Annotated in this window: 21 protein-coding genes; 8 read left to right on the plus strand and 13 right to left on the minus strand. The window is 62.4% G+C overall.

The annotated features are described in order from the left end of the window. Positions 1-7 precede the first annotated feature (7 nt). From flgK to HP556_RS08125, 4 genes are all read right to left on the minus strand, one after another. Positions 8-1,909, minus strand: coding sequence for a flagellar hook-associated protein FlgK (gene flgK, locus HP556_RS08110; protein ID WP_089265193.1), 1,902 nt, complete (start codon positions 1,907-1,909; stop codon positions 8-10). A gap of 58 nt (positions 1,910-1,967) precedes the next feature. Beyond that, a complete protein-coding gene (locus HP556_RS08115) occupies positions 1,968-3,824 on the minus strand; it encodes a flagellar hook-basal body complex protein (protein ID WP_175366566.1) in 1,857 nt (618 codons plus the stop codon). A gap of 217 nt (positions 3,825-4,041) precedes the next feature. Next, positions 4,042-4,548 carry a peptide-methionine (R)-S-oxide reductase MsrB gene (gene msrB / locus HP556_RS08120; protein WP_093756628.1) on the minus strand — a complete coding sequence of 169 codons (507 nt, stop codon included), beginning with the start codon at positions 4,546-4,548 and terminating at the stop codon, positions 4,042-4,044. A 129-nt stretch (positions 4,549-4,677) separates the two neighbouring features. After that, a complete protein-coding gene (locus HP556_RS08125; RefSeq protein ID WP_175366567.1) occupies positions 4,678-6,051 on the minus strand; it encodes an NAD(P)/FAD-dependent oxidoreductase in 1,374 nt (457 codons plus the stop codon). 141 nt (positions 6,052-6,192) lie between these two features. Between HP556_RS08125 and HP556_RS08130 the strand changes: the two genes are divergently transcribed. Both HP556_RS08130 and HP556_RS08135 read left to right on the plus strand, forming a co-directional pair. Next, positions 6,193-6,729, plus strand: coding sequence for a SixA phosphatase family protein (locus HP556_RS08130; protein WP_175366568.1), 537 nt, complete (start codon positions 6,193-6,195; stop codon positions 6,727-6,729). 58 nt (positions 6,730-6,787) lie between these two features. Then, the gene (locus tag HP556_RS08135) at positions 6,788-7,213 is read left to right on the plus strand and encodes a universal stress protein (RefSeq protein ID WP_093757305.1); all 426 of its coding nucleotides are present in this window, start codon (positions 6,788-6,790) and stop codon (positions 7,211-7,213) included. On the opposite strand, the gene HP556_RS08140 is transcribed toward HP556_RS08135, so the two are convergent. Next, positions 7,214-7,828, minus strand: a complete 615-nt coding sequence (locus tag HP556_RS08140; protein WP_175366569.1) for a hypothetical protein — start codon at positions 7,826-7,828, stop codon at positions 7,214-7,216. Between the two features lie 70 nt (positions 7,829-7,898). Here HP556_RS08140 and HP556_RS08145 point away from each other — a divergent pair, with 70 nt between their 5' ends. Further along, positions 7,899-8,333 (plus strand): hypothetical protein, encoded by a 435-nt coding sequence (locus HP556_RS08145; protein WP_089265199.1) that lies wholly within the window; start codon positions 7,899-7,901, stop codon positions 8,331-8,333. A gap of 68 nt (positions 8,334-8,401) precedes the next feature. On the opposite strand, the gene HP556_RS08150 is transcribed toward HP556_RS08145, so the two are convergent. Next, positions 8,402-8,908: a YciE/YciF ferroxidase family protein gene (locus HP556_RS08150; RefSeq protein WP_068735594.1), complete on the minus strand. Its 507-nt coding sequence runs from the start codon at positions 8,906-8,908 to the stop codon at positions 8,402-8,404. 402 nt (positions 8,909-9,310) lie between these two features. Between HP556_RS08150 and HP556_RS08155 the strand changes: the two genes are divergently transcribed. Both HP556_RS08155 and HP556_RS08160 read left to right on the plus strand, forming a co-directional pair. Further along, positions 9,311-10,387, plus strand: coding sequence for a lysylphosphatidylglycerol synthase transmembrane domain-containing protein (locus HP556_RS08155; RefSeq protein WP_175366570.1), 1,077 nt, complete (start codon positions 9,311-9,313; stop codon positions 10,385-10,387). Positions 10,388-10,521: 134 nt separating this feature from the next. Then, complete coding sequence (locus HP556_RS08160) at positions 10,522-12,426, plus strand: SGNH/GDSL hydrolase family protein (protein ID WP_246297513.1); 1,905 nt, start codon at positions 10,522-10,524, stop codon at positions 12,424-12,426. Between the two features lie 53 nt (positions 12,427-12,479). Here the strand turns inward: HP556_RS08160 and HP556_RS08165 are convergent, their stop codons facing one another. Continuing rightward, entirely contained in the window at positions 12,480-14,024 is a 1,545-nt protein-coding gene (locus HP556_RS08165) for an MFS transporter (protein WP_175366572.1), read from the minus strand. A gap of 158 nt (positions 14,025-14,182) precedes the next feature. Here HP556_RS08165 and HP556_RS08170 point away from each other — a divergent pair, with 158 nt between their 5' ends. Then, positions 14,183-15,040 (plus strand): LysR family transcriptional regulator, encoded by an 858-nt coding sequence (locus HP556_RS08170; RefSeq protein ID WP_068735591.1) that lies wholly within the window; start codon positions 14,183-14,185, stop codon positions 15,038-15,040. Here HP556_RS08170 and HP556_RS08175 read toward each other — a convergent pair. The 4 genes from HP556_RS08175 to HP556_RS08190 all read right to left on the minus strand — a co-directional run bounded on the left by HP556_RS08175 (position 15,037) and on the right by HP556_RS08190 (position 17,802). Further along, positions 15,037-15,606 carry a DUF4865 family protein gene (locus HP556_RS08175; protein WP_175366573.1) on the minus strand — a complete coding sequence of 190 codons (570 nt, stop codon included), beginning with the start codon at positions 15,604-15,606 and terminating at the stop codon, positions 15,037-15,039. The two genes, HP556_RS08170 and HP556_RS08175, sit on opposite strands and share 4 nt — an antisense overlap. A 267-nt stretch (positions 15,607-15,873) precedes the next feature. Then, complete coding sequence (locus tag HP556_RS08180; protein ID WP_120291400.1) at positions 15,874-16,509, minus strand: DUF2147 domain-containing protein; 636 nt, start codon at positions 16,507-16,509, stop codon at positions 15,874-15,876. Between the two features lie 71 nt (positions 16,510-16,580). Beyond that, complete coding sequence (locus HP556_RS08185) at positions 16,581-16,745, minus strand: hypothetical protein (RefSeq protein ID WP_175366574.1); 165 nt, start codon at positions 16,743-16,745, stop codon at positions 16,581-16,583. A gap of 28 nt (positions 16,746-16,773) precedes the next feature. Continuing rightward, complete coding sequence (locus HP556_RS08190) at positions 16,774-17,802, minus strand: NAD(P)/FAD-dependent oxidoreductase (RefSeq protein WP_175366575.1); 1,029 nt, start codon at positions 17,800-17,802, stop codon at positions 16,774-16,776. Positions 17,803-18,002: 200 nt separating this feature from the next. On the opposite strand from HP556_RS08190, the gene HP556_RS08195 reads away from it, so the two are divergent. Continuing rightward, positions 18,003-18,455 carry an acyl-CoA thioesterase gene (locus tag HP556_RS08195; RefSeq protein WP_092147107.1) on the plus strand — a complete coding sequence of 151 codons (453 nt, stop codon included), beginning with the start codon at positions 18,003-18,005 and terminating at the stop codon, positions 18,453-18,455. Positions 18,456-18,474: 19 nt separating this feature from the next. On the opposite strand, the gene HP556_RS08200 is transcribed toward HP556_RS08195, so the two are convergent. Both HP556_RS08200 and HP556_RS08205 read right to left on the minus strand, forming a co-directional pair. Continuing rightward, positions 18,475-18,795: a 2Fe-2S iron-sulfur cluster-binding protein gene (locus HP556_RS08200; protein WP_089265206.1), complete on the minus strand. Its 321-nt coding sequence runs from the start codon at positions 18,793-18,795 to the stop codon at positions 18,475-18,477. A gap of 145 nt (positions 18,796-18,940) precedes the next feature. Further along, entirely contained in the window at positions 18,941-19,288 is a 348-nt protein-coding gene (locus HP556_RS08205) for an Hpt domain-containing protein (protein WP_414716862.1), read from the minus strand. A 426-nt stretch (positions 19,289-19,714) separates the two neighbouring features. On the opposite strand from HP556_RS08205, the gene HP556_RS08210 reads away from it, so the two are divergent. Continuing rightward, entirely contained in the window at positions 19,715-25,129 is a 5,415-nt protein-coding gene (locus HP556_RS08210) for an apolipoprotein A-IV repeat region-like domain-containing protein (RefSeq protein ID WP_175366576.1), read from the plus strand. Positions 25,130-25,145: the final 16 nt, after the last annotated feature.

Here is a 25,145-nt window from a genome sequence, read left to right on the forward strand (position 1 = left end):
GATTACCTCAGAATGCCTGCATCAGGGTTTTGTACAATTCGTTGACCGTCGACATCACGCGCGCATTGGCCGAATAGGCGTTCTGCAGCGACAGCAGATGCGCCATCTCGTCATCCATATTCACGCCGGACGCGTCTGCCATCTTCTTGTCGAGTGTGTTGAGAACGACGTTCTGGCCATCCGCGAGTTGCTTGGCGGAATCCGCCGCAGCGCCCTGTTGCCCGACGAACTGGCGCATATAGCTCGACAGCGTCCCCTTGAACGGTGCCGTATCGCTGCCCGTTCCCGTCGCCGGCGAATAAGTGAAACTGGCATTGTTCAACTGGTTGAGCAGGAGGGCCGACCGCGTCGTGTCGCCTGCTGCCGTCGATCCGCTATAAACCACCAGCTTGGAAGGGTCGGCGACGATCGCATTGTTGATCGTCAGCCGGCCGGCGAGACCGGTCATCTGCGAACCGTTCTTGCTGATGCCACCGCTATAGGCGGCGCCGTTGTCAGTGAACAACGCCAGCTCCGGGCTGCCGTTGCTTAGATCAGTGGGACCTTGCGTAACCGTCACCGACGCCGCATTGATGTTGGCGAATGCGGGATTGTTGACGACGGTGAGCGCACCGGCCGTGCCGGAGAACGTAGCCTGGCCGCCAAGCGCCGCGTTCAACTGATTCAGAACCGAGCCGAAGCCCGAAGAAAAATCGAGGCCGATGACGGTATCATTCGGATTGGTTGTTGCCGTGTTCGGCAGCGGCAGCACGCTGGGATCATCGACCCGCATGAACGAAATTTCGCGCTGCGTGTTGGTCGCCGTATCCGTATACGTGAAGTGAATGACATTGCCCGGCTTCATTTGCGATACGTCGAGCGTGAAGCCGGTCGGCGTTCCCGGCGGCAGCGTCGTCGGCGGCACCGTCGGTGCCGGGAACACGCTTCCCGCCGTCGTCTTGTCCGAGAGCGCGCTCGAGATCGATGCTGCGAACTGATCAAGCTGGTTCTGCGCCTCGACAAGCGTCTTGTCGCGAAGTTCGGTATATGCGGCGATCGTGCCCGACTTGATAGCACCGGCAGCAGTCAGGTCGATCGATCCGCCGTTCGGAAACTCGATCACCACCGAGCCGAGATTGCTCTTGCTGGGATCCGCGCTCCACGTCGTGTCGGCCGATACTGTGCCTTGGGCATTGAACGCCAGAGTCGCCGCTTCGTTGCCCACCAGCTGCACACCGGAACCGGTGAAGATGGTGACCTGGTTGGCACCATTGGTGGTGACGCGGATATCCATCAGCTGCGACAGCTGCGTGACATATTGATCGCGCTGATCGAGCAGCGCGGCGGTGTTGGAATCCGTCGATGTTCCGCCTTGCGGATTGGCCGTCAACTGATTGTTGATCTTGGCAATCTGCTTCATCAGAGTGTTGGCGGTCGTCACCGAATCCTTGATGCCGCTTTCCGCCGAGCTGCGCAGGTTCTGAATACCCTGCGTCATCGAATTCAATTGTTGCGCGAGTGTCTGCGCAGCGTTGAGCACGCCGATCCGCGCCGACTGACTGTCCGCGCTCGTTGACAGCGCCTGCACTGCTGTCGTCAGGGCATTGAAGGAATATTCGAGCGAGCCGACTGAACCAGGATCGCCATAGAGGCTCTGCATCTGCTGCAGGAAGCTCGAACGGAGCGAAGCATAGCCCGCGCCCGACGTTTCGGTGCGGAGCTGCGCCTGGATATACTGATCGAGTTCGCGATTGACGCCGACGGTGCGGACGCTGCTGCCGTTGCCGGAATTGACTGCGACCTGATCCGTCGACTTGCGAATGTAGCCAGGCGTTTCCGCATTGGCCACATTCGAGGAGACCAGCGACATCGCGGCCTGATTGGCGCGCAGGCCGGACATGGCGATGGAGAGTGCGTCGTTCAGACTCATAACTAACTGTCGCTCTCAAGGTTCACGCGGGAAGAAGGCCGCAGATGCGGCCTTGCGATTAACGCATCACGTTCAGCAGATCCTGAACCATGGTGTTGGTGGTCGTGATCACCTTGGTATTGGCCGAATAGGCCTGCTGGGTGACGATGAGCTTGGTGAATTCGTCGGCGATGTCGGTGTTCGACGACTCCAGCGACGAGCCGGAAATACTGCCACCCTTGCCGTACAGCGCTTCGCCGGATTCGTTGGTGGTCTCGAACGCGCCGCCATCGATGCGCTTGAGGAAGTTGGCGCCGTTGAAGGTGGCAATGCTGACTTCGGCAAGATCGATGTTGCGGCCGTTGGAGTAGCTGCCGACCACGCGGCCTTCATTGCTGACCGACACGCTCTGAAGCTGACCCGCAGCGTAGCCGTCCTGCTCGAGCTGATTGACCTGGACGTTGCCGTTGGTGTCGGCAAATTGCGTGAGACCGCCCGTGCCGAACGCCATGGTGACATTACCAAGGCTCTTGCCGCTGACGGTCAGGCCGGTCAGCGTGATCTGGCCAACAACCGGCTGCATCTGGCCGTTCGGGCCGAACTTGAAGTCGGTGCCGACATTCTGCCAGGCAGGGCTTGCACCCGTGGCCGCTGGATCGGTCTGATAGAACAGGTTCCAGGTATCCGTTCCGCCCTGCGTGGCGGACTCGACCTTCGCCCACCTGAATTGCAGGCTGACCGGTGCACCGTTGCCATCATAGACCGTCTTGGCGCCACCGCTGATCGATTCATCGAGGAAGGTCTGGGAGTCACTGCCGATCACGACGCCGGTGCCCGCCGTGCCGCCGCCCGAACGAAGGCCGGTAACGGTGCCGGTGAAACCCAGGGCCTGGAATGCGGCGACCGCCGTGGTCGTCGAACCTGCCGCCAGCGTAAAGTCGTTCGCCGTACCGGAGTTCAACGTGATCACGCCGGTGGCGGACACGCTCGATAGCGGCGACGCATTGCCGGTCGCGGTGTCGATGGCGGTGAGCACGTCGCCGACAGTGGCCGTATCGATAGGGATAAAGGTCGTGCCTGGTACAGCCGCAGGAGCAACGGCGCCCGTGTAGAACGAAAGCGTCTTGGTCGTGGTGACACCGGCACTGGTGGTCTTCAGCACGAGCGTATCGCCGTTGGCAAAGCCGACCGGCAGCGTATCGCTGCCGGATACGGGCGCGAGTTTGGTATTCGCCGAGATCGGCGCCGGCGTCGTCGCGAAATTGTTGCGCGCGTTGCCGGGAACAGCCGTATTCCCGAAGGGCGTTGCCGCAGTGCCCAGCACGCGCGGGTTCGACACGAAGTCGGCCGATCGCAGCAATTCGGAACCGGGCACCGACGTCTGATGCTTGGTGGTCAGCGGATAACTGGCGAGGTTGGCGCGGTAGTCGATCTTGGTGGTGGCCTGCGACGGCAGGAAGTCATTCTGGAAGCGCAGCACTTCCGGCGTACTGCCGGCCGGGTTGCCGGTCGAGGGATCGATCTTGACGCCCTGCAGATAGTAGCCTGCGCCGTTGACGAGATAGCCGTTCTTGTCGAGCGAGAAGTCGCCGCGACGGGTGTATTTGTTGACGCCGTCAAAGATCGGCGTGGAGTCGGAGACGTTGCCCGGCTTCTGCACCGCAAAGAAGCCGTCGCCGTTGATCGCCATGTAAGTCGCAACCGAAGACGACTGCACCGAACCCGCGATGGTGTTGGTGCTGCGCGATTGCGCCGTCACGCTGCCGGCCACCTGTGCGGATGTGCCGGCATCAGGAATGAGGTCGAGGAAGCTGGTATCGATCCGCTTGAAAGCGGTGGTCTGCGAGTTCGCGATGTTGCCGGAAATGTTTTCCAGCGCATAGGAGTTCGCCCGCAGGCCCGCAACGGACGTGGTGAGAGCGCCGAAGATACCCATTACATCGTCTCCAACTTCGATCCGGGCGGCCCGCCGGATGGTGCCAAATTCACAGCCGCTGTCGGAGGAGATGTCGCAAGCCCCGTGCCAAGGGGATAAATTCAACGAATTCAATGCACTAAACAAAGAACCCCGGTCCATGGACCGGGGCACAATTGCCTAGCAGGGAAATAATTGCCGGATCGGCGCCTGATTTCGCCGGGTTCTGCGTAGTTGCTCAGGTCGCCGACGGCGCGGCCGGTTTGAAAATCATCGCGAAGCCGTCCATGCAGTAGCGCAGGCCGGTCGGCTTCGGGCCGTCATCGAAAACGTGACCAAGATGACCGCCGCAGCGACGGCAGTGGATCTCGGTGCGAACCATGCCGAGCGTCGAATCCTTGCGCTCGCCCACAGCATTCTGCAGCGGCTGCCAGAAACTCGGCCAGCCGGTGCCGCTCTCGAACTTGGTCTCCGACGAGAACAGCGGATTGTCGCAGCCGGCGCAGGCGAAGGTGCCCTTGCGCTTTTCCTTGTTCAGCGGGCTCGAAAACGGCCGCTCGGTGCCTTCCTTGCGCAGGATCTCGTATTGCTGCGGCGTCAGCTGCTTGCGCCATTCCTCATCGGTCTTCATGACCTCGAACTTCTCGTCCGAGGCAGCCCGCGCCGGCGAAGCCGTCAGCCATTTCAGCGACAGCAATCCTCCCAGGCCAGCAGCGGTCGTCAAAAGAAAGCGGCGGTCGATCATGGTTGGTCTCCCTGACAATCGAGACAATCATCTCGTTCGCTTGAAATACGGGCGGACGAGCCGGAAGTTACACGCCGGTTCCGGAATATTACTCACGTTTTGTTGCGCGCCCAAACCGGGTGGATCGGCCTAGCCCGGCCGCGGGCCCCTCGTTCCCGCGCGCAGATTGGCCTCGGCCAGCCGCGCCTCGCGGATTCGCTCCCGTGCCCCGGCCCGTTCGCGGTACCGCGCCAGCGTGCCGGCCAGCGCCGAGCCCTGCCGCTCCCATAGCCCGACCGCGTAGCCGACGGCCCGCCCGGTCGTGCCACCAGCCCAGACCAGTTCGAACGGCGCGAACAGCTTGAAGCGATCGTCATAGGCATACATGCCACGGGCGATCAGTTGCCCGGCCATCGCCGTCGTGTTCAGGCCCCGATGGCTGAAGCCGCTGGCGACCCACAATCCCTGACGGAGTTGCCCGATCTGCGGCATGCCGTGCACAGTCTGGCCGAGCGCGCCGCCGAAGGTCTCGGCCATGGCGACCTTGCTCAGCGCCGGAAACACGGTGCGGATGCGACGCGCGATGGCGCCGGCATAGCGCTCCGGCTGCCCGGCCCAGGTTGTTTCCGGGCTCGACCACATCAGCCGATCACCGTCGACAATACGGAAATGGTCGACCCCGTCGCTATCGCTCACCGAGCCCTGAAACGTCACCGCCTCCGCGAGACGCTCACCGAGCGGTTCGGTGATGCCGGCATAGCGCCACACCGGCAACAGCGTGTCCGACAGCTTTTGCGCAGGCGCGCCGAGATGAACATTACCGGCCAGCACGATGTGTGTGGCACGCATCCGCGCCGACGGCGTTACGATACGCTTGCGGATGCCGCCGGCATCGATGCTGACCACCGGCGTGTCCTCGAAGATCCGCACACCGGCCTGTTTTGCCAGCGCTGCGAGACCCAGCAGATATTTGCGGCCATCGATCTGGAACGCCTTCGGATAGTGCACGCCGTGAAAGTAGCGTTTCGTTTTCAGCACATCGCGGACGCGGTCGATCTGCCAGCCGTCCACTTCAGTATCGAAATCTTCGCCGAGCATCTGCAGGCGGGCGATCAGGCGATCGCCGACATCGACATTGGAGACTTCCAGCGCGCCCTCAGACAGGCCGAGACCGGGGATCAGGTCGTCCGAGGCCTGGGTCCGGACATACTCTGCGCCCTGCTTCGACAGCGCCCACAACTCACGAGCGTCCTCCAGGCCAACACGCGCAATCAGATCGGCGAGCGGCAGGCCAAAGCCCGGCATCACGGTTCCCAACTGGTTGCCGGACGCGTTCCAGCCGACATAACGTCCTTCGAGCACCGCGACGCTTGCACCGAGACGCGCCGCTTCCAGCGCAATGCTGAGCCCGGCGAGCCCGGCCCCGACCACGCAGACATCGACATCGAGGCTGAAGGTCAGCCGCGCGCGGTCGGCGTCGGCGACCTCAGGTCCAAATGTCACGCTTGCGGAAGGGACAGTCATGACGTTTTCTTACGGACCGGTGGGGCGCTTGTCACCTTGTCCTCACGGTTCATGTCCATTAATCCGCAGACCTGACGTCTGGCGCGACCGCGCCGCTCGCCTCGCTACTACCTCTTGCTCTTGCCGAATCGAGATCGCGCCATGCGCCGTTTACTGCTGCTGCGTCACGCCAAGACTGAAACGGACGCGCCGAGCGGCAAGGATTTCGATCGCAGGCTGGATGACCGCGGCCGGCTGGATGCGGCTCTCATGGGCGCCTGGCTCAGCAGAAATCCGCCCCTGCCCGACCTGGTGTGCGTCTCCACGGCGGTCCGCGCGCAGCAGACCTGGAGCCTCGTGGCCGCGGCGATGCCGGCGGCGAAACCGACAGTCGCCAGCCTTGATGAACTCTATGGCGCCGGCCTCTCCGAATTGCTGGGGGTGATCCGCGGCGCCGCCGTGGAAGATCCAGAGCAGCTGATGCTGGTCGGCCACAATCCCGGCCTGCATGAAATGGCGCTCAGCCTGATTGGCGGCGGCGATGCCGCAGGCAGGAAAGCCGTCGCCGACAACCTGCCAACCGGCAGCATCGTGGTGATCGACTTTCCCATCGAGGACTGGAACGACGTTGCCTTCCGCGATGGAAAACTCTTGCAATTCGTCAGCCCGAAACTGCTGAAGGGCGCCGCGGGCGAATAAGCCGCGCCCATCGGAACCGGTTTGTGCTATCCTTCTCCGGACGACGATGGAGGTGCGCATGTACAAATCCATTCTGGTCCCGATCGATCTGGCCGAAACCGATGTGGCCAAACCCGCGATTGCCCAGGCCGCGACGCTGTCGCAAACCTTCGGTGCCACCGTCCGGCTGCTCAACATAATGCCGATGACCCCGGTGATGCTGGCCGAATATGTCCCGGCGGATTTCGATACTCAGCAACTGGAATCGTCGCAGGCCGCTCTTGCTGCGGTGGCACGCGATTGCGGCATCGACAGCAGCCGCGTCTCCAGCGTGGTGCGACAGGGCGGCATCTATCACGAGATTCTCGAAGAAGCCTCGGCGATCAAGGCCGATCTCATTGTGATGACCTCGCACCGCCCGGCCATGCGCACTTACTTTCTCGGCTCCAATGCCGGCCATGTGGTGCGCTATGCGAAATGTTCGGTACTCGTCGTGCGGCCGTGACTACGGCAACAGCTCCTGCGGCACGCTGCTGAATGTGTAGTTGCGCGGTTTGTTGCGGCGGATGAAGCCGCTGATCTGCCAGCCGAAGAATACTGAGAAGCCAATGATGAAGACCACGCCGGCAAACTCGCCGGTGAGCAGCGCACGCAGGAGCAGCGCTGTCATTGCGAGACCGACAAAAGCCAGTGCCACGACAATCATTGTGTAGATACCTGGTCGCAGGCCGGAGCTCAGCCTGGCTAGACTACCTGCCGCAGCGAGGCGTCGATGTAGCTCCAGGATAAACGCGCTGTAGCCCGACTGCGGCTCCATCAGCGCGACGGTTTGTTTCGACGTCGAGAAGATCGTGATGTGACGACCGTCGGCATGATCGATATCGGCGCGAAAGCGGCGGTGCTGCATCCCCATCGGCCGATAGGACAACCGGATCGCCGCGACATCCGCATAGGCCCAGACACCAGAGCGACGACCTGTGCGCCATAACAAACCTTCATCGGTCAATTCATAACGATGCGCGGCGCCAATCAGGGAGGCCTTGTAAGCATAGGTGTGCCCCGACCCTGCCGCTTCTGCGGCAGACGATGCGTCCCTGCGCCTGAAGAGGGTCTTGAGCAAACAGAAGTCCCCTGCACTGTTCGATCTCGCTTGCTTGCGCGATCGCCTGCATGTCCCTTACAAGCTTGCCATGGCCGAGACGACCACTTTTCCGCGCCGCCTGATTCTGGCCGGCGCGATGATTTCAGGATTGCTGCTGGCGCTGGCCGTACACATGCTCGGCCAGCGATTCGGCCTCGACCTCGGTGGCCTCTGGCGCAACGACCCCGACAATTTCATGCCGATCGGATCGGCCTTCGCCTGGTGGCTGATAGCGGCGATGGCCTTTGTCGGCGGCTATGTGACCGCTAACCTGCTGCACAGCGCAGCATCCGGTCGCATCCCGCAGCGCATGCGGCAATTTTTGATCACCATCGGCGTGCTATTTCTGGCCGGCGCCGGTCAGGCGGCCTCGGCGCCCAACGCTATACCGACGGCATCGGGTGTTCTGGCCAGTCTTGCCGCCCTCGGCCTCGGCGGCGTCATGGCGTTCTGCGGCGCCCATTTTGCGCTGCGAAAGGCGTAAGCAAAGCAAAAAAGTCGCGCAGGTTTTGCCCGCGCGACGTTTCTATGCCGCGATCGCTGATACCGCGATCAGCTTGCGGCGCGCATATTGACCTTGCCTTCGGCCAGCGAGGTGAGCTTCTTGTCGGTGGTCTTTTCCTCGTCGAGCGTCTTCTGCAGCACGGCCGCGCAATCATTGCGGCCAAGCTGGCGCGCCCACGCGATCAGGCTGCCGTACCGTGCGATCTCGTAGTGCTCGGCGGCCTGAGCCGCATTGATCAGCGCGGCGTCGAGTACCTTCTTGTCCTCGACTTCCCCGGCGGTCTCGTCGGCTTCCTTGATGATACCGTCGATTGCCGGGCAGGTAACCGCCTTCACCTCGGCGCCGTGCATGGCGAAGACCTGTTCAAGCCTCTGCACATGCACTTCGGTTTCTTGCAAATGCGTCTTGAAAGCCTGCTTCAACAGTGGTTCTGCAGCCTTGTCAGCCATTTTCGGCAGCGCCTTCAGAAGCTGCTTCTCCGCGTAATAAATGTCCTGCAGCTGGTGCACAAACAGGTCATCCATCGTCTTGATGTCCTTGGTGAACAGTCCCATCGTTTCAATCCCGGTGTTCTGGAACGGGGTGGCCGCTGCGGCGCATTGTCCCGCTCGGTTGCGATAGGCCGGTAACCATCGATATTGGGACGTGTTCCGGGACCGTCTTGATTTGCCGCATGGAACATTCGACTTGCCCGCCTATATGAAATGCGGGACGAATGGCTCGGAATTGTCTGTGCGATTGTCGTGCAGGGTCAGGGCTTTGCAGCCGGCGCGGGTATGTGGCGACCTTGCGGCGCGGTATTAACGCTGGCGCTGTCAAGGACTGCACAACGAAACGTTTTTGCCGTAAGGGTTTGGGCTTGATGAGTGAACTTCGCGTATGAGTGAATTGGTCGCCGCTTGCCGCCTGTTACCCCGATCGGCTTTCCACCTGTTCGCGCTCCGCCGGGAGGACGAATGCAACGATTGCTGACCGCGCTCGGGCGCGGCTTCAAGCAACACGTCGGCTGGAAACGGCTGGGTGTTGTAGCAAGCCTGATCGTCATCGCCCTCGCCATCTCCCATCTGGTGCATACGCTGAAGGGCCTTGATACCGCCAAGATCCTGGCGGCGATGGCCGCAAAATCGACGATGCAAATCGCTATGGCGACGCTGTGCGTGATCGGCGCCTTCTGCACCCTCACCTTCTACGATTACTTCGCGCTCAGAACGATCGGCAAGAAGCATGTGCCATATCGGATCGCGGCGCTGTCGGGCTTCACCAGCTACACCATCGGCCACAATATTGGGGCCACCGTGTTCACTGGCGGCGCCATCCGCTTCCGTATCTATTCGGACTACGGATTGAATGCCATTGACGTCGCCAAGATCTGCTTCATCTCCGGACTGACCTTCTGGCTCGGCAATCTGTTCGTGCTCGGCATCGGCATGGTCTGGCATCCGCAGGCCGCCTCGGCCATCGATCTCCTGCCCAATGCCATCAATCGGCTGATCGGGTTCGGCTGTCTGGCCGGCATCATCGGCTATCTGATCTGGCTGTCGATCGGCAAGCAACGCCGCGAGCTCGGTCAGAACGGCTGGAAGGTCGTCCTGCCCTCCGCCCAGTTGACGCTGCTGCAGATCGCCATCGGCGTTGTCGATCTCGGCTTCTGCGCGCTGGCCATGTATCTGCTGATGCCAGATCAGCCCTATATCGATTTCGTCTCGCTGGCTGTGGTGTTCATCCTCGCCACCCTGCTGGGCTTCGCCAGCCATGCCCCGGGCAGCCTTGGCGTATTCGACGCCGCTTTGCTGGTGGCGCTACCGCAGTTCCGCCAGGAGGAGCTGGTCGCCACCGTGGTCATGTTCCGGATCCTGTATTTCATGATCCCGTTCGCCATCTCGATCTGCATCATGGGCACCCGCGAAATCTGGCTCAGTGTCATCCAGCCATGGCACAGGCGCCGCCTGGATGACCGCAATGAACGTCGCGAGACCGAGCCCGCCCCGGTCGTGGTGCATGAGCAGCCATTGAAGCGTCAGTCACAGGGTTGAATCAGTCGCGGGCGCGCCACATCGCGCGTCCGGCCAATCGATTTCTTACTTCCGCCCCATACGTGACGTTCAACACCGCCATGGCCCCCATTTATTTCAGACGTTCATTGATCAACCTCGCCTTGCTGCTCGGCATGCTCGGCGCACTGCCGGTTGGACCGGCCGCCGCGCAGGGCGTGGCCAACAGTTCGATCCAGATTTCCTGGGAAGTGCGCAACCGCTTTCGACTGTTCCGCGAAGAACGTGACTTCCAGCTCCATGTCGACGCCATGCGCAACCGCAGCGTGCTGGGTGCCGAACAGGCTTTGGGCGTGCAGAGCGATGGCCGCGGCTGGGCGCGCAACACCGTCAACCGGCTGTGCATCGATCTGGCCGGAAAGGTCAGCGAGCCCTGCACCCGCGACACCGTCAAGGAAAGCTACCTGACACCGACCGAACATCCGATCACCGTCCGCCTTACCGGCGAAGTGCCGGTCGGTGCGATCTGCGCCTGGACCTTCGAGGACGGCGAAGGCCCGCGTCAATCCACCCTCGACTGCGCCGAGCCGATCAATTTCCGCGCCATCTATGGTCGCCGCACGGTCGCGACTGTGGAGGTTACCAGCGGCGCCGAGGCTCCTGTGCGGGTCAGCGCCGACATCGCCGTCCGCGACATCCTGATTGCGGGCCTCGGCGATTCCATTGCTTCGGGTGAAGGCAATCCGGATCGTCCGGTTGCGCTGTCCGATGACGGTTTCTGCTTCCGCTCTTATCTCGGCGGCCCCAGCGGGCAGTTCTATCGGCCGAGCCGTGCCGGCTTCAAAGGTGGCCGTTCCTGCGACTCCTATGAGTCGCTGCAGGCCTGGCAGCGCGCGGGCGCGCAGTGGTTCAACGCCGCGTGCCACCGCTCGCTTTATAGCTACCAGACACGCGCCGCACTGGCGCTCGCCGTGCAGTATCCGCACATCGCCGTCACCTATCTGCCGCTGGCCTGTTCGGGCGCGACCATCGCCGACGGATTGCTGGGTGGACAGCGCGCGCGTGAGTGCCTCACCACGAAGAATGCGAGCACCTGTGCGGGCAGCGTCAACGCGCAGATCGCCGAACTGCGCGAAGCCATCACTGCCGCCAAGCGCCGTCAGCCGGCACGCCGGCTCGATCTCGTGCTGCTGTCGATCGGCGCCAACGACATTAACTTCTCCGGGCTCGTTGCCGACGTCATCGTCGAGAACGCCACCGAACGTGCGCTGTTCAAGCGCGGCGGCATTCTTGGCTCGGTCGAGGACTCCCGCAGCGCGCTGGTCCGCGAACTGCCCTCCAGCTTCGGCAAGGTGCGGGAAGCCCTGAAGCCGCTGCTCGGCGGAGACATGTCGCGCGTGGTGTTTGCCGCTTACGCCAACCCGACTTTCGCCAATGGCGCACCCTGCCCCGGCGGCCCGGCCGGCTTCGACGTGCATCCGTCATTCTCAGCCGATCCGCAGCGGCTGGCCAATGTCGCGAATTTCGTCGAGTCCGAATTCCTGCCGCAACTGAAGTCCATCGCGCTGTGTCAAGGCGGCGTACTGTGCCGCAATCCCGAAGCCGACCGTATGACCTTCGTCGATCAGCATCAGGCGAGTTTCGCCAATCACGGCTTCTGCGCACGCTCCGCATCCGATCCCGAATTCGATCGCGCCTGCTTCTCGCCCAAGGGCGACAGCTTCGAGACCAGTCTCGTCGAAGCGGCGGCGCAGCCGATGGTGTGCGGTCGCGGCGCCAGCGAATTCCGCCCCTATTTGCCGCGTGGCCGCTGGATCCGCGACGCCAATGACAGCTACTTCGCGGCGATGACCTATCCGCAGGGCTATTCGGCGGCGATCCAGCCGGCCGATATCCATGACGCGACCTGGGGCATTCTCTCCGCCGTCTATGGCGGTGCGATCCATCCCACCGGCGAAGGTCATGCAGCAATGGCCGATGCCGTCGTGCCGGCAGCGGCGAGCGTATTGCGGCTGGGCGCGGAAGCTGATGTCACGCAGGAGCCACTGGCACCGATGGTGCTGCAGCCAGCTGCGCGATAGGACGATCAGCTCAGCTATCCATCGAGGTCCCGGCAGAAGGAAAGCGGTCCGGACTACGCCCGTCCGTCGCCTTCGACACAGCTTTGACCATGTGGCGCGCGTCTCGGCAGTCCATGGCCGAAGACAACAAAGCTGATGCCCGCGAGAATCCACACGCTCATTCCGCCATAGAGCATGACCCAGCCGAACCCTTGGGTCAGGGCGTCTTGAATGACGGCTCCGCCGGGATTGTATTCGGACGCGAGCGCCGTGCCGGCTGCGACGCTTTCTGCCAGCGAGCGTAAGAGCTCGACACTGGTACCGCTCGGTAGCGCGGCCTTCAAAGACGCACGAACTCCCTCGACGAGAATGAGGCCCATGAGCGCGATATTAATGGCAAGCGCAATCATGCGGGCGCTCATATCGATGCCTGACGCCATGCCCGCGCGTTCCTGCGGCACCGATCCGGTCGTCGTGTTGGTCACGGGCGTATTGGTCAGCCCCAATCCGATGCCGGCAAGGACGCATCCCGGCAGCATCGTCAGCCAGCTTGCATGCGCGACCGAGCTGCCGATCTTCATGGCGAAGAACCCCGCTCCGATCGTGAACAGGCCGAGCGGGATGACCAGACCTGGATGGAAACGTAGCATGAGGCGTTCGGCCACCGGCGGCACGACCAGCGTCGGCAACGTATAGGCAAGAAGCGACAGTCCGGCGCCGACGCTGCCATAACCCAACCCTGCCTGGAAATAGATCGGCAGATAGATCATGAACGGCCAGAAGCTGAAGTTCATGGCCATCGAGCCGACCAGCGCGCCGGAAAAATTACGGATCCGGAAGACGGTGAAGTCGAACATCGGCCTCGGGCTGAGACGCTCGGCGAAGACAAAGCCGATCAGGCTTGCAGCGAACACGCCGACGACCGCAAACGCCGTCCAGCTGTCGAAGCCGATATCCGGGCCTTGCGTAATGAAGAATGCGAGGCAGAAGACTGCAAGCGAGAGCGTGATGATCCCTGCAAGATCAAGGCTGCTGGCCTCCGGATCGCGCGACTCGCGAACTCCGCTCCCGGCGAGGATCAGGGCGATCACGGCAAGCGGGACATGGATGAGGAAGGCCCATTCCCAGCTCGACAAAGCCACGATCGTACCACCGATGATCGGGCCGAAGCCCAGACCGATGCCAAAGATGATCCCCCACCAGCCGAAGGCAACGGCGCGTTGCCGCCCTTCCGGAAATTGATGGGATAGCACCGCGACCTGGCAGATCAGCATCGCCCCGCCGCTCATGCCCTGGAGAAATCTGGCAACGATCAGCACCAGTATATTTTCGGTCAGGCCGCAAAGCAGCGATGCAGCGGCAAACGCGACGATCGCAATCAGATAGACGCACTTGCGCCCATAGCGATCCGCGAGCGTGCCGGTGGCCATCAGCACCGTCGTCACCGCGATCGTATACGCATTCATGACCCATTGGAGCTGTTTGAAATCGGCATGAAGCACCCGCTCCAGTGTCGGCAGGACCGCGGGAATGCTGGAAATCTCCAGACCGAACATCAGGGAGGTGAGACAGGCAGCCGCCAAAGCCAATGTGCTTTGTCGTGTCGATTCGGAGAGCATGGGAGCCTTTCGGGATAATAACGCGCCACAGTGAAGCCCGACGACAGAGGACGAGGTCCACCCGGTCTGCGTTGTGATGAACGCAACATAGGCAGAGGTTGACCATTTCAGAATTGGATGATTGAATATTTCAGAGACAACAAATCTGGATAATTCAAATGAGCGCCCTGGACGTGGATGCCGTGCAGGCATTCGTGACCATCGCCAATCTTCAGAGCTTCACGCGTGCGGCGGAAGCGCTCGGCACGACCCAGGGCGCGATCAGCGTGAAGCTGAAGCGGCTGGAAGACCGCCTCGGCCATAAATTGATCGAACGAACTCCGCGAATGGTGCGCCTCTCGGCGCAAGGCGCGCTATTCGTCGATTCAGCCCGCGACTTCCTGGCCGCGCATGATCGCGCTGTCGCAGCTTTGTCTGCGACACGTCGCCGTTTCGCACTCGGCATTGCGGCCCATGTGGCCGGGCCAGAGGTTCCGACGCTGCTGGCTCGCCTGAATGCGCATGACCCGACGCTCACGATCGAGGTTCGCCTCGATAATTCACGCAATTTGCTGGACGCATTCGACCGCGGCGAAATCGATGCGGCCATCGTCCGGCGTGAGGATGATCGCCGCGATGGCGAAGTGCTTGCGCCGGAACATTTCGGCTGGTTCGCAGCACCAGGTTTCGTGCACCGGCCGGGCGAGGCATTGCGACTGGCGGCGCTGACGCCAGTATGTGGCGTGCACGACGTTGCCATTCATGCGCTGGACGCGGCTGGCATCGCATGGACGGAGGTGTTTCTCGGTGGCGGCTCTTCAGTCGTGTCGGACGCTGTCTCGGCGGGCCTTGCCACCGCGGTCTTCTCCTGCCGGCTTGCACCGGCCGGCACCATCGAAGTCAGCCAGAAGTTTGGCCTGCCACCGCTGGCGTCGTCGGAAATTGTACTTCTCTCGACACTGTCGGATATGCAGTCTCGCCAAGCGCTGCGAACCCTCGCGGCTGCGTTCCGCGAACACCGCGCGCATACGAGCTAGGTAGCGTATGGAAGGCGATCCAGCAGCGGCTGCGCCAGATGCAGGATCTGGTAGCAAGCGCCAGCATCGGTCTGTTCATTCTCTGACAGCAGAACGCGGGTGAATATCCACTTTTCAGCATCCAATCCGATAAGAGCCGCAACGATTCCGGCGCGCGCAGAGAGATCGGCGTTGCGCTCGATCTCCCCTCTTATCGTTGTTTCAAGATCGGCATCGGGCGGAATGGCGATGTCTTGCCGATAGGCGAAGCGAGCTTTCCGGCCACGCCCCTTCCGGGCATCGAGGGCAACGCGTGTTTCGATCCGCGCCCGACCGAACATATCGACGACGATCTTGTAACCGCCGTTCACGAGAAAATCGCGAAACGCCTCGTCGTGCCGCCACAGATAAAGCGAGGAATAGCTAGACGTCGTTGCACCGAAGCGCCCGCGCTCTCGCAAGAGGAATCCCTTGAAATAAAGCTCCGGCTTTGCATCCCAGAGCGGCCCACGCTCCTGTGCGCGTGAGCGGATCAGGCCGAGATCATAGTCGGCGGGCAAGCGATGCTCGTAATGCGCAACGATCATCGTGATGGGCTCCTTCAGCAGCCATTGTCATTGGATCGATGCACGATATCGATCGACGGGCCGCGAAGAACAGACGTGGAATCATATTTCTATGATCCGGTATTCAAATAAATGACGTCCGGAGAGAGCCGACAAGCAACGTTGGAAGCTGGCGCGCCACGATTGAATTGGCAACGAAATGGCCGACGCGCCATGGCGTCGGCTTCCAGAATGTGGGGTGTTGGACAGTCTTCGCTTGTGGGGGAGCCACAAGCAAGTTGGCGGCGATCAGCGCGCGACGTTGCTACCCGGGGTCACGTTGCTGGCCTTCTTCATCGGCGCGACGGGGGCCTTCGCGGCGGCATTACCGACGGTTGGCGGCTTCACAGCTGCTGCCGCGAGGGTCGGCACATATTTCGCGATCACGGTTGGATCGAGCGAGGCCATTTCGGTGTCGGGCAGACGGTACCAGGTCTCGTCCTTGCCGAGCAGCGCAATGCCCCAATAGCCACGCACGGTGAGCGCCCGACCATCGGCGCTGACGCTCATCTTGGCCTTGTAGACCTTGCCATCGCGCGGATCGAGAATGTTGCCGTTCTCGTATTTCAGTCCCTGCTGCTGCATGTTGCGGATGAAGGAGATGCCCAGCACTGGCTGGCCCTTCCGGTCATCGACGCACTTGCCGCAGAAGTCGTCGCCCGGCTTGTCATCGGGGCTCGGAAACGTCTTGGCGATCGCGCCTTCGAATACGCCGCCGCCATGGTCAACCACCAGAACCCAGACGACAGGCTTGTTATTCTCGACCTTCTGCCAAAGCCCGGCAGCAGTCGGCTCAGCGGCGTGGAGAGGGCCGGCGAACATCGCGCATGCGGCCAGACCTGAGGCGACTGTGAGCGCCAGACGTCGGGATCGAAGTTGTGCCATCGCCTTCCCCAGTGCAGTTCGTCGTCCAGGCATCCGCCGAGTATCCGCACTCGATCCGATTGCATAGACTATCAATCTTCCGCGACGAGAGAGTGACTGCGGTTGATGGCTTTTGCAAGATTGCCGATCGCGCGCCGGATGTCCGATTGTGTCAGCGGCCACAGCTTTGCCACAAGCTGCCCCACCGAACCCGACGCGGTTACCGGCGATCCGAACCGCCTTTGCATCTCCGTCATACAAGATGATTCCAACAACTAGCCGAAGTTAGTTAACGCCGAGCTTCTTCTGCAGGCTGGAGGAGGACGTCGTGTATTGAAACACCAGCCGCTTGTCCGGATAGACGTAGTGATACGCCTTCTGTGCCATCAGCGCGCCCTCGTGGAAGCCGGACAGGATGAGTTTCAGCTTGCCGGGATATGTATTGATATCTCCGATGGCGAAGACGCCGGGGACATTGGTCTCGAACGACGCCGTTTCCACCGGGATCAGGTTGTTCTCCAGCGTGACGCCCCAATTGGCGACCGGACCGAGCTTCATGGTCAGGCCGAAGAACGGCAGGATCGTATTGCAGTCGATCCGGACACTTTCGTTGTCATTGCCCTTGATGACAGCCCCAGTGAGATGGCCTCCCTCGCCTTCGAGCGCTGTGACCTGACCGATCTGCAGGTCCATCTGACCGGCTGCCACGAGCTTGCGCATCTGCTCGACACTGTGAGGCGCAGCACGAAAATCATCGCGCCGATGCAAGAGCGTGACGCGCCGCGCGACCGGATGCAGGTTGAGCGTCCAGTCCAGCGCACTATCGCCGCCGCCGACGATCAGCAGATCCTTGTCGCGGAATTGCTCCATCTTGCGCACCGCGTAGAACACCGACGTGCCTTCATAGGCCTCGATGCCCGGCACCGGCGGACGCTTCGGCTGGAACGAGCCGCCGCCGGCGGAGATCACCACCACCTTGGTTTCGAACACCTGGCCGGCATCCGTCGTGACACGAAACAAGGGATCGCCGATCTTCTCGATGGTCTCGATCATTTCATTCAGATGAAAGGTCGGATGGAACGGCTTGATCTGCTCCAGCAGTGCTTCGGTCAGCCCCTGACCGGTGACCAGCGGAATCGCAGGAATGTCGTAGATCGGTTTTTCAGGATAGAGCTCGGCGCATTGGCCACCGATCTTGTCCAAGATATCGACGAGGTGGACCTTCATATCGAGCAGACCAAGTTCAAAAACGGCGAACAGTCCGCAGGGGCCGGCGCCGATGATCAGCACGTCCGTCTTGATCGTTTCGCCCATAGTGTTTTGTCTCGGTTGAACCAGCCCTGCGAGATCGCAGAGCCCGGCGCCATCCGGCTGTTGCGTCCAGCCTAGCGGCGCCACACGGGGAAAGCCACAGCGGCTCGGCCTGAAATCAGCATGTGCCCCGCCCTTGCCTGGGCTGTGCAACTGCGCTGTAACAGGCGCAAACCTGCCAAGCATTGCTGGAGATCAATTTCGTGAACGCCCCTGCCCGCGCTCCGGCGCCTGTCCTCGACGACTATCCCTATCGCCTGTCGGACAATGTGCGCTTTGCGGATCTCGATCCGAACAATCACGTCAACAACGCGGTGTATTCGAGCTATTTCGAGACCAGCCGCGTGTTGCTGATGCGGGACCCGGCGTGCGGGCTGATCGCGCCTGGCCAAAGCTGGGTGCTGGCGCGGCTCGATATTCACTTTCGCGCCGAATTGCACTGGCCCGGCAAGATCGAACTCGGGCTCGGCGTCACCAAGATCGGCCGGACCTCGGTGACCTATTCGCAGGTCGTGTTTTCGGAAGGCAAGTGCATGGCCTCGGCGATCGCAACGACCGTGATGGTTGGCCTCACCAGCCGTCAACCAACGCCGATCCCGCCCGACGTCGTCGACCGGTTTCAGCCATGGATGCTGCGCGGCTTGAACGCGCAGTAGATAACAAGGCTTGGAAAGCTCAGGCCTGGCGTTCCGGCGTGATCACGACAAGTCCATCGAGCGCATCGGTGATCTTGATCTGGCACGACAGCCGGGAGTTCGGCTTGATGTCGTAACCGAAGTCCAGCATGTCCTCTTCCATCGGCGTCGGCGCACCGACGCGTTCCTGCCAGGCTTCGTCGACATAGACGTGGCAGGTGGCACAGGCGCAGGCGCCGCCACATTCGGCTTCGATACCCGGGATGGCATTGCGAATGGCCGCCTCCATCACCGTGGAGCCGATCTCGGCGTCAATGCTGCGGGTCTCACCGGAGTGATCGACAAAGTTTATCTTGGCCATGATGCTCGCGCTGCCGAAAGGAAGATACCGGCTGTCCTATAACGGGTCGATCCGGATCGCGCCAGCGCTCCGCAGCAAAACCGTCATCTAGAAAAGCCGTGCCAAGCAGGACCCCTTTGGGGAATCAAAAACGATCCCTTGGGGATCAGGACCGTTTCAGAAGGACGTCGATCTCCGCCCGCGCCTCGAGAACGGCGTCGGTGAGCGTCATCAGGGCCTCAGCGGTATCGCTGCTGTCGCGCAGCGTAGTTTCCAGCCATTCAGCGGCTTCCGTGATGCGGAACGCGCCGACCGCCTGCGCGGAGCCCTTCAGCTTGTGCGTGAGTTCAGCCGCATCCGCCGGCATTTTGACGATCTTCTCGATCAACTCGCTCGACTGGGCCGCGAACATCGCCAGAACTTCACGTTCCAGGCTGCTATCGCCCATAGTCATACGTTGAAGGTGGGGGAAATCGATCGGTCCGTCATCGGGAACCAGCGGCGGTGACGGCATCCATTGAATCCGTTCGAGGTGAAGCGGCATTGATGATGGCCCAAGTTCCCGCCAACCGAACGATCCGGCTGCGATTTTTTGCAGCCAAACACGGAATTGGTTAACGGAACGTTCTAGGTACAATCCGCTGGGTTGACGCAGTTTTGACGCAAACTCGCCACGATTGAGGGGCCATTCCGTTTATTTGAGGCGCCACAAGAAGTTACCGCGGGAAGCCGTTAACTATCATTAAGAATGTCTTAACCAGAACCATTTCATTCGCACGACCAAGCCAATAGGATGTTTGCGGAAGTAGCGGACAAGCCGAGCGACCGGCAGTCCGAAATTCGTCCCGCGGGGTGCACATGGCCAGTCGCCATGCTGCAGGCGGGAACGAATCATGGGGACTTCTGTGTCAGTTGCGTAATCAGGGGGCGTGGAACGAGCATGGCAAACAACACCAAAAAGGCCAAGGATCCGACCGAAGTCGCGCTCTCTGCCATCCAGGAAGCTCTCAACATCAGTGACCCCGCGCATGTCGATCGCGATCAACCCGCGATCCGTGCCGACAACGCTCCCATCAATTCATCGCCCGCCGTTGACCTCGACGACAACGCCTTCGACGCACGCATCGCCAATGATCGCCCGAGCTTCGAAGCGCAGGACGATCAGCGCTTTGCGCGCCGTCCCGCGAACGATGACCGCGAAACTATCGGCCAGATCCTGCAGGCGCTGCAGAAGAATCGCCCCGCCCGCAACGTCTATACGCTCGCCACCCTGTTCGCCGGCTTGTGGATCGTCGGCGCAGGCCTGTTGACCGTTGCGTTCCTGCCGTCGCTGCAGGCCCTGATCGGTCAGGGTTCCGGCGGCACGCTGGCGCTGGCTGGCCTTGCTGCGCTGCTGTTCGCCCCGATCCTGCTGTTTTACTTCCTCGCCAGCCTCGCCTGGCGCGGCCAGGAAATGCGCCTGATCGCCCAGTCGATGGCACAGGTCGCGATCCGCTTCTCCGAGCCCGAAAGCACGGCCAGCGACTCGATGGTCACGGTCGGCCAGGCGATCCGCCGCGAAGTCGCCGCGATGGGCGACGGCGTCGAGCGTGCGATTGCGCGTGCCGGCGAACTCGAAACCCTCGTCGCCAACGAAGTTTCCGCACTCGAGCGCGCTTACTCTGACAACGAAGTCCGTATCCGCGCGCTGCTGCAGGACATCGCGCATCAGCGCGACAACCTGGTGGGTCAGGCCGAGCAGGTTCGCTCCGCCATTTCGGGCGTGCAGATCGATCTTCGCCACGACATCGCGCTGATTTCGGACGCCATCGCATCGCGCGTCGACGAAGTCGCCAAGAGCATCACCGGCGCCCTCGAAGAGCGCGGTGAACACATCACCCGCGCGCTCGGCAATGCCGGCGACAACATGATCCTCGCGCTCGGCGAGCGTGGTGGCGACCTGCTCGACCGCCTCGAAGAGGCCAGCGCCGAGACGACCCGCGCGGTGCTCGACGCCAGCGAGCGTCTGACGACGAGCCTCAACTTCAAGACCGGCCACGTACACGACGAGTTCGTCGATCTCGCCGACCGCGTCCACGAAATGCTCAACGAGCGTATTGACCGCATCACCAGCGAGTTCGAACAGCGTTCGTCCACGATTGTCGATCGCGTGTCGGACCGCACCGAGCAGGTCCACGACTCGCTGAAGAATTCCAGCGATAGCCTGCTGCTCGAACTCGAGCTGCGTAGCGGCGACCTCGTCAGCAAGATCGACGATGCCGGCAACCGCCTGGCCAACCAGATCCTCACGTCAGGCGACAAGGCGGGCGAGTCCCTCGACGCCACCGTCAACGCGCTGGTGGCCAAGGTCGCGAGCCAGACCGAAACCGCGCACGACACCCTCAGCCTGCAGATGAACGCCTTCGACGAACTAGTGAAGGAACAGGGCTCTGAGCTGGCCGAGCGTTTCTCGCGCGACAGCGGTACGCTGGGCGCACTGATCACCAAGCACATCTCGGAATTCGACCGCACCGTGAAGACCTTCGGCGGCGAAGTCGTCGATCGCCTGGGTCAGCGTACGCAGGACATCTCGGAAACGTTGAAGACCTATGTCGATAATTTCGACACCCGCGTTGCGTCCAATGTTGGCGGCATCACGTCGTCGCTCGACACCCGCCTCGCAGAATTCGAGACCAAATTCGAAGGCCGCGTCGTCAATCTCGATGCGTCGCTCGATAGCAGGATCAAGTCGTTCGACGAGACCGTCGATGGACGTCTCAAGAGCCTTGAAGAAACGTTTGACGCGCGCGCTCAGTCGGTCACCGCGACCATCGATACGCGTCTTGAAAACCTCGCATCGACGCTCTCGGAAGGTGCCAATCAGGCCGTCCAGTCGGTCGACGCGCGCCTGACGCATCTGACCACCGCCCTGACCGAAGGCGCGAATCTCGCAGTCAGCTCGGTCGACGGCCGCCTGACCCACCTGACGACCGCGCTCACGGAAGGCGCCGTGCAGGCGATCCACTCGATCGACGACCGCCTTTCCTACTTCACGAGCTCGCTCACCGAAGGCACGACGCAGGCGATCACGGCCATCGACAGCCGCATCAACAACGTTACCGATGCTATCGACAGCCGCAGCACACAGTTCGCGGATACCATCACTGCACGCTTCCAGACGATCCACGAAGGCATGGAAGGTCGTATCGGCATCGTCGCCGGCGGGATCGAAACCCGCGTCGAACAGTTCGAGGAACTGCTCGGCTCGCGCATCGAGGCCGTTGCCGGTCGTATCGAAACCTCCGGCCGCACGGCCAGCGACTCGCTCATGGCCCGCGCCGAAGAACTCTCGATCGGCATCAAGACCAATGTCGAGGACGCCGAGCGTTCGCTCACGCATCTCATGGTCAATACCAGCGAGACCATTCAGGCTGGCGCCCGCGCCGCGCAGGAATCCCTCGTGTCGGTCTCGACCGATGTCGGCGCGCAGCTGAAGCTGACGGCGTCCGATATCGAGAGCTCGCTGACCGCCGTCGGCACCACTGCCGCCACGGCCATCGTCAACAGCGCCCGCGATGCGCAGGCCACGCTGGTCAATGCGTCTTCGGAAGCCTCGCTGCAGGTGAAGTCACTGTCGGCCGATGTCGAGCGCACCCTCACCGCGGCCGGCTCCGCCACCGCAGCCTCGATGCTGTCGGGTGCCCGCGACGCCCAGTCGACCCTGGTCGCCACCTCTTCGGAAGTTGCCAGCCAGATCCAGTCGCTCTCGGCCGATATCGAACGCACGCTCACTGCCGCCGGCACGGCGACGGCCGACTCGGTCCTGTCTGGCGCCCGCGCCGCGCAGAGCACACTGGTCGCCGCATCGACCGACGCCTCGCAGCAGGTCCGCACCCTTGCGGCCGACGTGGAGCGCACGCTGATCGCCGCCGGCACCGCCAGCGCGGACTCGATCCTGGCCAGCACGCGCAACGTCCAGTCCTCGCTGATCGACGCCTCGACCGAAGCGTCGAACCATGTCCGCAACCTCGCGGCCGATATGGAACGCAGCCTCACGACAGCCGGCACCGCGACCGCGGAATCGATCGTTGCCGGCGCCCGCGAAGCCCAGAGCACGCTGGTCACGGCGTCTTCCGAGGCATCAAGCCATGTGAAGTCGCTCTCGATCGACGTGCAGCGCACACTCACCGCGGTCGGCGCCGACACGGCGGCTGCGATTCTCTCGAGCGCTCGCGAAGTGCAGACCTCGCTGGCAACCTCCTCGGCGGATGCCGCGAACCAGATCAAGGTGATTTCCGCCGACATCGAGCGTTCGCTCTCGAACGTCACCGCCAACACGACCGACAACATCCAGACCAGTGCGCAGAATGCGCACAACTCGTTGGTCGCCGCCTCGAACGAGATCACCACCAAGATCAAGACCACCTCGTCGGAGATCGAGCGGTCGGTATTCGCCGCTTCGGGCAGCTTCGGCACCACGATGACCGGCAAGACCGACGAAATCGTCACCTATGTGCAGCAGCAGACCGACCGTCTGTCGCAGATGGTCGACGCCAAGCGCGGTTCGCTGGTCGATGCGCTGGGCGCCAAGGCCAATCAGCTCACGGTCGATATCGATCGCGTCACCGCCGACGCGCTCAAGGCGATCGAGAGCCGCGGCCAGACCTTCTCGCAGACCATGGTCACCAACAGCACAGACGTGGCTCGCGCCATCACCACGGCTGGCGAACTCGCCACCGGTGCGGTCAACAAGTCGCTGAAGGATCTCGAGCAGAGCTCGCGCACCGCCATCGAGCAGTCGCGTCAGGTCTCGATCACTGCGGTCACGGAGATGCAGGAAACCAGCAAGATCCTGCGCACCGATACCGTGGCGCTGTTCGAACGCCTGCGTGAAGGCAACATCCTGCTGCAGGAAGTCCTCACCGGCGCGCACGACAATCTCAACTCGCTGGAGCGCGCTCTGGTCACCCGCGTGGCGGACTTCGTGTCCACCATGAACGATGTGACGTCGCGCAACGGCTTGGCTACCCAGACGTTGGAAGAACAGCTCACCGTGTTCACCTCCAAGACCTCGAAGGCCCTGGAAGATCTCGGCTCACTCTCGGGCCAGTTCGAAACCCATGGCCATGCCCTCGTGGATGCCGCGGCTCTGGTCGAACAGAGCAACCGCACCACGATGTCGTCGGTCGGCGAACGCAAGGCGGCGCTGGAATCGCTGGTCACCACCATCGATCTGCGCACCACCGATCTCGATCAGCGCCTCACCCGCTTCACCGGCCTTCTTGATGAATCGCTGGCAGCCGCTGAAGAACGTGCCCGCGACATCGCCCGCGTCGTCGCAGAGACCGCCGGTCAGGGCTCGGCAGCGATCAGCCGGCAGTTCGAAGCCGTCCGCACCGCCGCGGAAGAAGAACGCCGCGCGACAACGCAAGCCATGAGCGAAATCTACCAGCAGGGCACGCAGGAAGCCGATGCCATGTTCAAGCAGTCGGCCGACAAGTTCTCGTCGATGGTCGCCAGCATGAAGCAGATGGCTGCCGAAATGCACAACGAGCTCGAGAGCACCCGCACCGAACTGCGCCGTGGCGTTCTCGACATGCCGCAGGAAGCCGCCGAGAGCACTGCGCAGATGCGCAAGGTGATCGTCGACCAGATCGAGGCGCTCGCCGAGCTCAACCGCATCGTCGCCCGCCACGGCCGCGGCCTCGACGTGGTCTCGACCAGCCGCACCACCAGCGTGCAGCGTGACGAGGAGCCGGCGATGGCGATCGCCAGCAGCCGTAGTGAAGCGCGCCACGAGGCTCCGCGTCCGGCCCCGCGCCGCGAGGAGCCGCCTGCCCGTAGCGCAACGAACTTGCCGATGCCCGATATCGGTGGTCCTGCGCCGCGTCGCACCGAAGCGCCGTCGGTCGCTCCGGCCAACTCCGACCAGGGCCGTGACGGCTGGCTGTCGGATCTGCTCGGCCGCGCCGATCACGTCGAGGAAGATCGCACGCCGCCGCGCCGCGCACCGGCTCCGCAGCAGCCTGCAGCCTCGGCCAATCCGCTGGAGTCGCTGTCGCTCGACATCGGCCGCTTGATGGATCGGACGCTCGCCGCTGAAATGTGGGATCGCTATCAGCGCGGCGAGAGCAAGGCCTTCAGCAAGCGGCTCTATACGCCCGCCGGCCAGAAGGCTTTCGATGAAGTCGCCCGCAAGTATCGGTCGGACCGCAACTTCAAGGGTACGGTGGATCGCTACATCACCGAGTTCGAACGCCTGCTCGACGAAGTCGCCCGCGATGAACGCGGCCCGGCAGCGCTGCGCAGCCATCTGACCTCGGAAACCGGTCTGGTCTACACCCTGCTCGCGCATGCAGCGGGTCGGCTGGGCTAAGCAAGATTAAATACGA

Source organism: Tardiphaga robiniae, assembly GCF_013359755.1.
Lineage (GTDB): Bacteria > Pseudomonadota > Alphaproteobacteria > Rhizobiales > Xanthobacteraceae > Tardiphaga > Tardiphaga robiniae.

Bases quoted from the DNA above. Each gene is read 5' to 3' on its own strand.
- flgK (WP_089265193.1), bottom strand. From the start codon at position 1,909: ATGAGTCTGAACGACGCACTCTCCATCGCCATGTCCGGCCTGCGCGCC.
- HP556_RS08115 (WP_175366566.1), bottom strand. From the start codon at position 3,824: ATGGGTATCTTCGGCGCTCTCACCACGTCCGTTGCGGGCCTGCGGGCG.
- msrB (WP_093756628.1), bottom strand. From the start codon at position 4,548: ATGATCGACCGCCGCTTTCTTTTGACGACCGCTGCTGGCCTGGGAGGA.
- HP556_RS08125 (WP_175366567.1), bottom strand. From the start codon at position 6,051: ATGACTGTCCCTTCCGCAAGCGTGACATTTGGACCTGAGGTCGCCGAC.
- HP556_RS08130 (WP_175366568.1), top strand. From the start codon at position 6,193: ATGCGCCGTTTACTGCTGCTGCGTCACGCCAAGACTGAAACGGACGCG.
- HP556_RS08135 (WP_093757305.1), top strand. From the start codon at position 6,788: ATGTACAAATCCATTCTGGTCCCGATCGATCTGGCCGAAACCGATGTG.
- HP556_RS08145 (WP_089265199.1), top strand. From the start codon at position 7,899: ATGGCCGAGACGACCACTTTTCCGCGCCGCCTGATTCTGGCCGGCGCG.
- HP556_RS08150 (WP_068735594.1), bottom strand. From the start codon at position 8,908: ATGGGACTGTTCACCAAGGACATCAAGACGATGGATGACCTGTTTGTG.
- HP556_RS08155 (WP_175366570.1), top strand. From the start codon at position 9,311: ATGCAACGATTGCTGACCGCGCTCGGGCGCGGCTTCAAGCAACACGTC.
- HP556_RS08160 (WP_246297513.1), top strand. From the start codon at position 10,522: ATGCTCGGCGCACTGCCGGTTGGACCGGCCGCCGCGCAGGGCGTGGCC.
- HP556_RS08165 (WP_175366572.1), bottom strand. From the start codon at position 14,024: ATGCTCTCCGAATCGACACGACAAAGCACATTGGCTTTGGCGGCTGCC.
- HP556_RS08170 (WP_068735591.1), top strand. From the start codon at position 14,183: ATGAGCGCCCTGGACGTGGATGCCGTGCAGGCATTCGTGACCATCGCC.
- HP556_RS08175 (WP_175366573.1), bottom strand. From the start codon at position 15,606: ATGATCGTTGCGCATTACGAGCATCGCTTGCCCGCCGACTATGATCTC.
- HP556_RS08180 (WP_120291400.1), bottom strand. From the start codon at position 16,509: ATGGCACAACTTCGATCCCGACGTCTGGCGCTCACAGTCGCCTCAGGT.
- HP556_RS08185 (WP_175366574.1), bottom strand. From the start codon at position 16,745: ATGACGGAGATGCAAAGGCGGTTCGGATCGCCGGTAACCGCGTCGGGT.
- HP556_RS08190 (WP_175366575.1), bottom strand. From the start codon at position 17,802: ATGGGCGAAACGATCAAGACGGACGTGCTGATCATCGGCGCCGGCCCC.
- HP556_RS08200 (WP_089265206.1), bottom strand. From the start codon at position 18,795: ATGGCCAAGATAAACTTTGTCGATCACTCCGGTGAGACCCGCAGCATT.
- HP556_RS08205 (WP_414716862.1), bottom strand. From the start codon at position 19,288: ATGCCGTCACCGCCGCTGGTTCCCGATGACGGACCGATCGATTTCCCC.
- HP556_RS08210 (WP_175366576.1), top strand. From the start codon at position 19,715: ATGGCAAACAACACCAAAAAGGCCAAGGATCCGACCGAAGTCGCGCTC.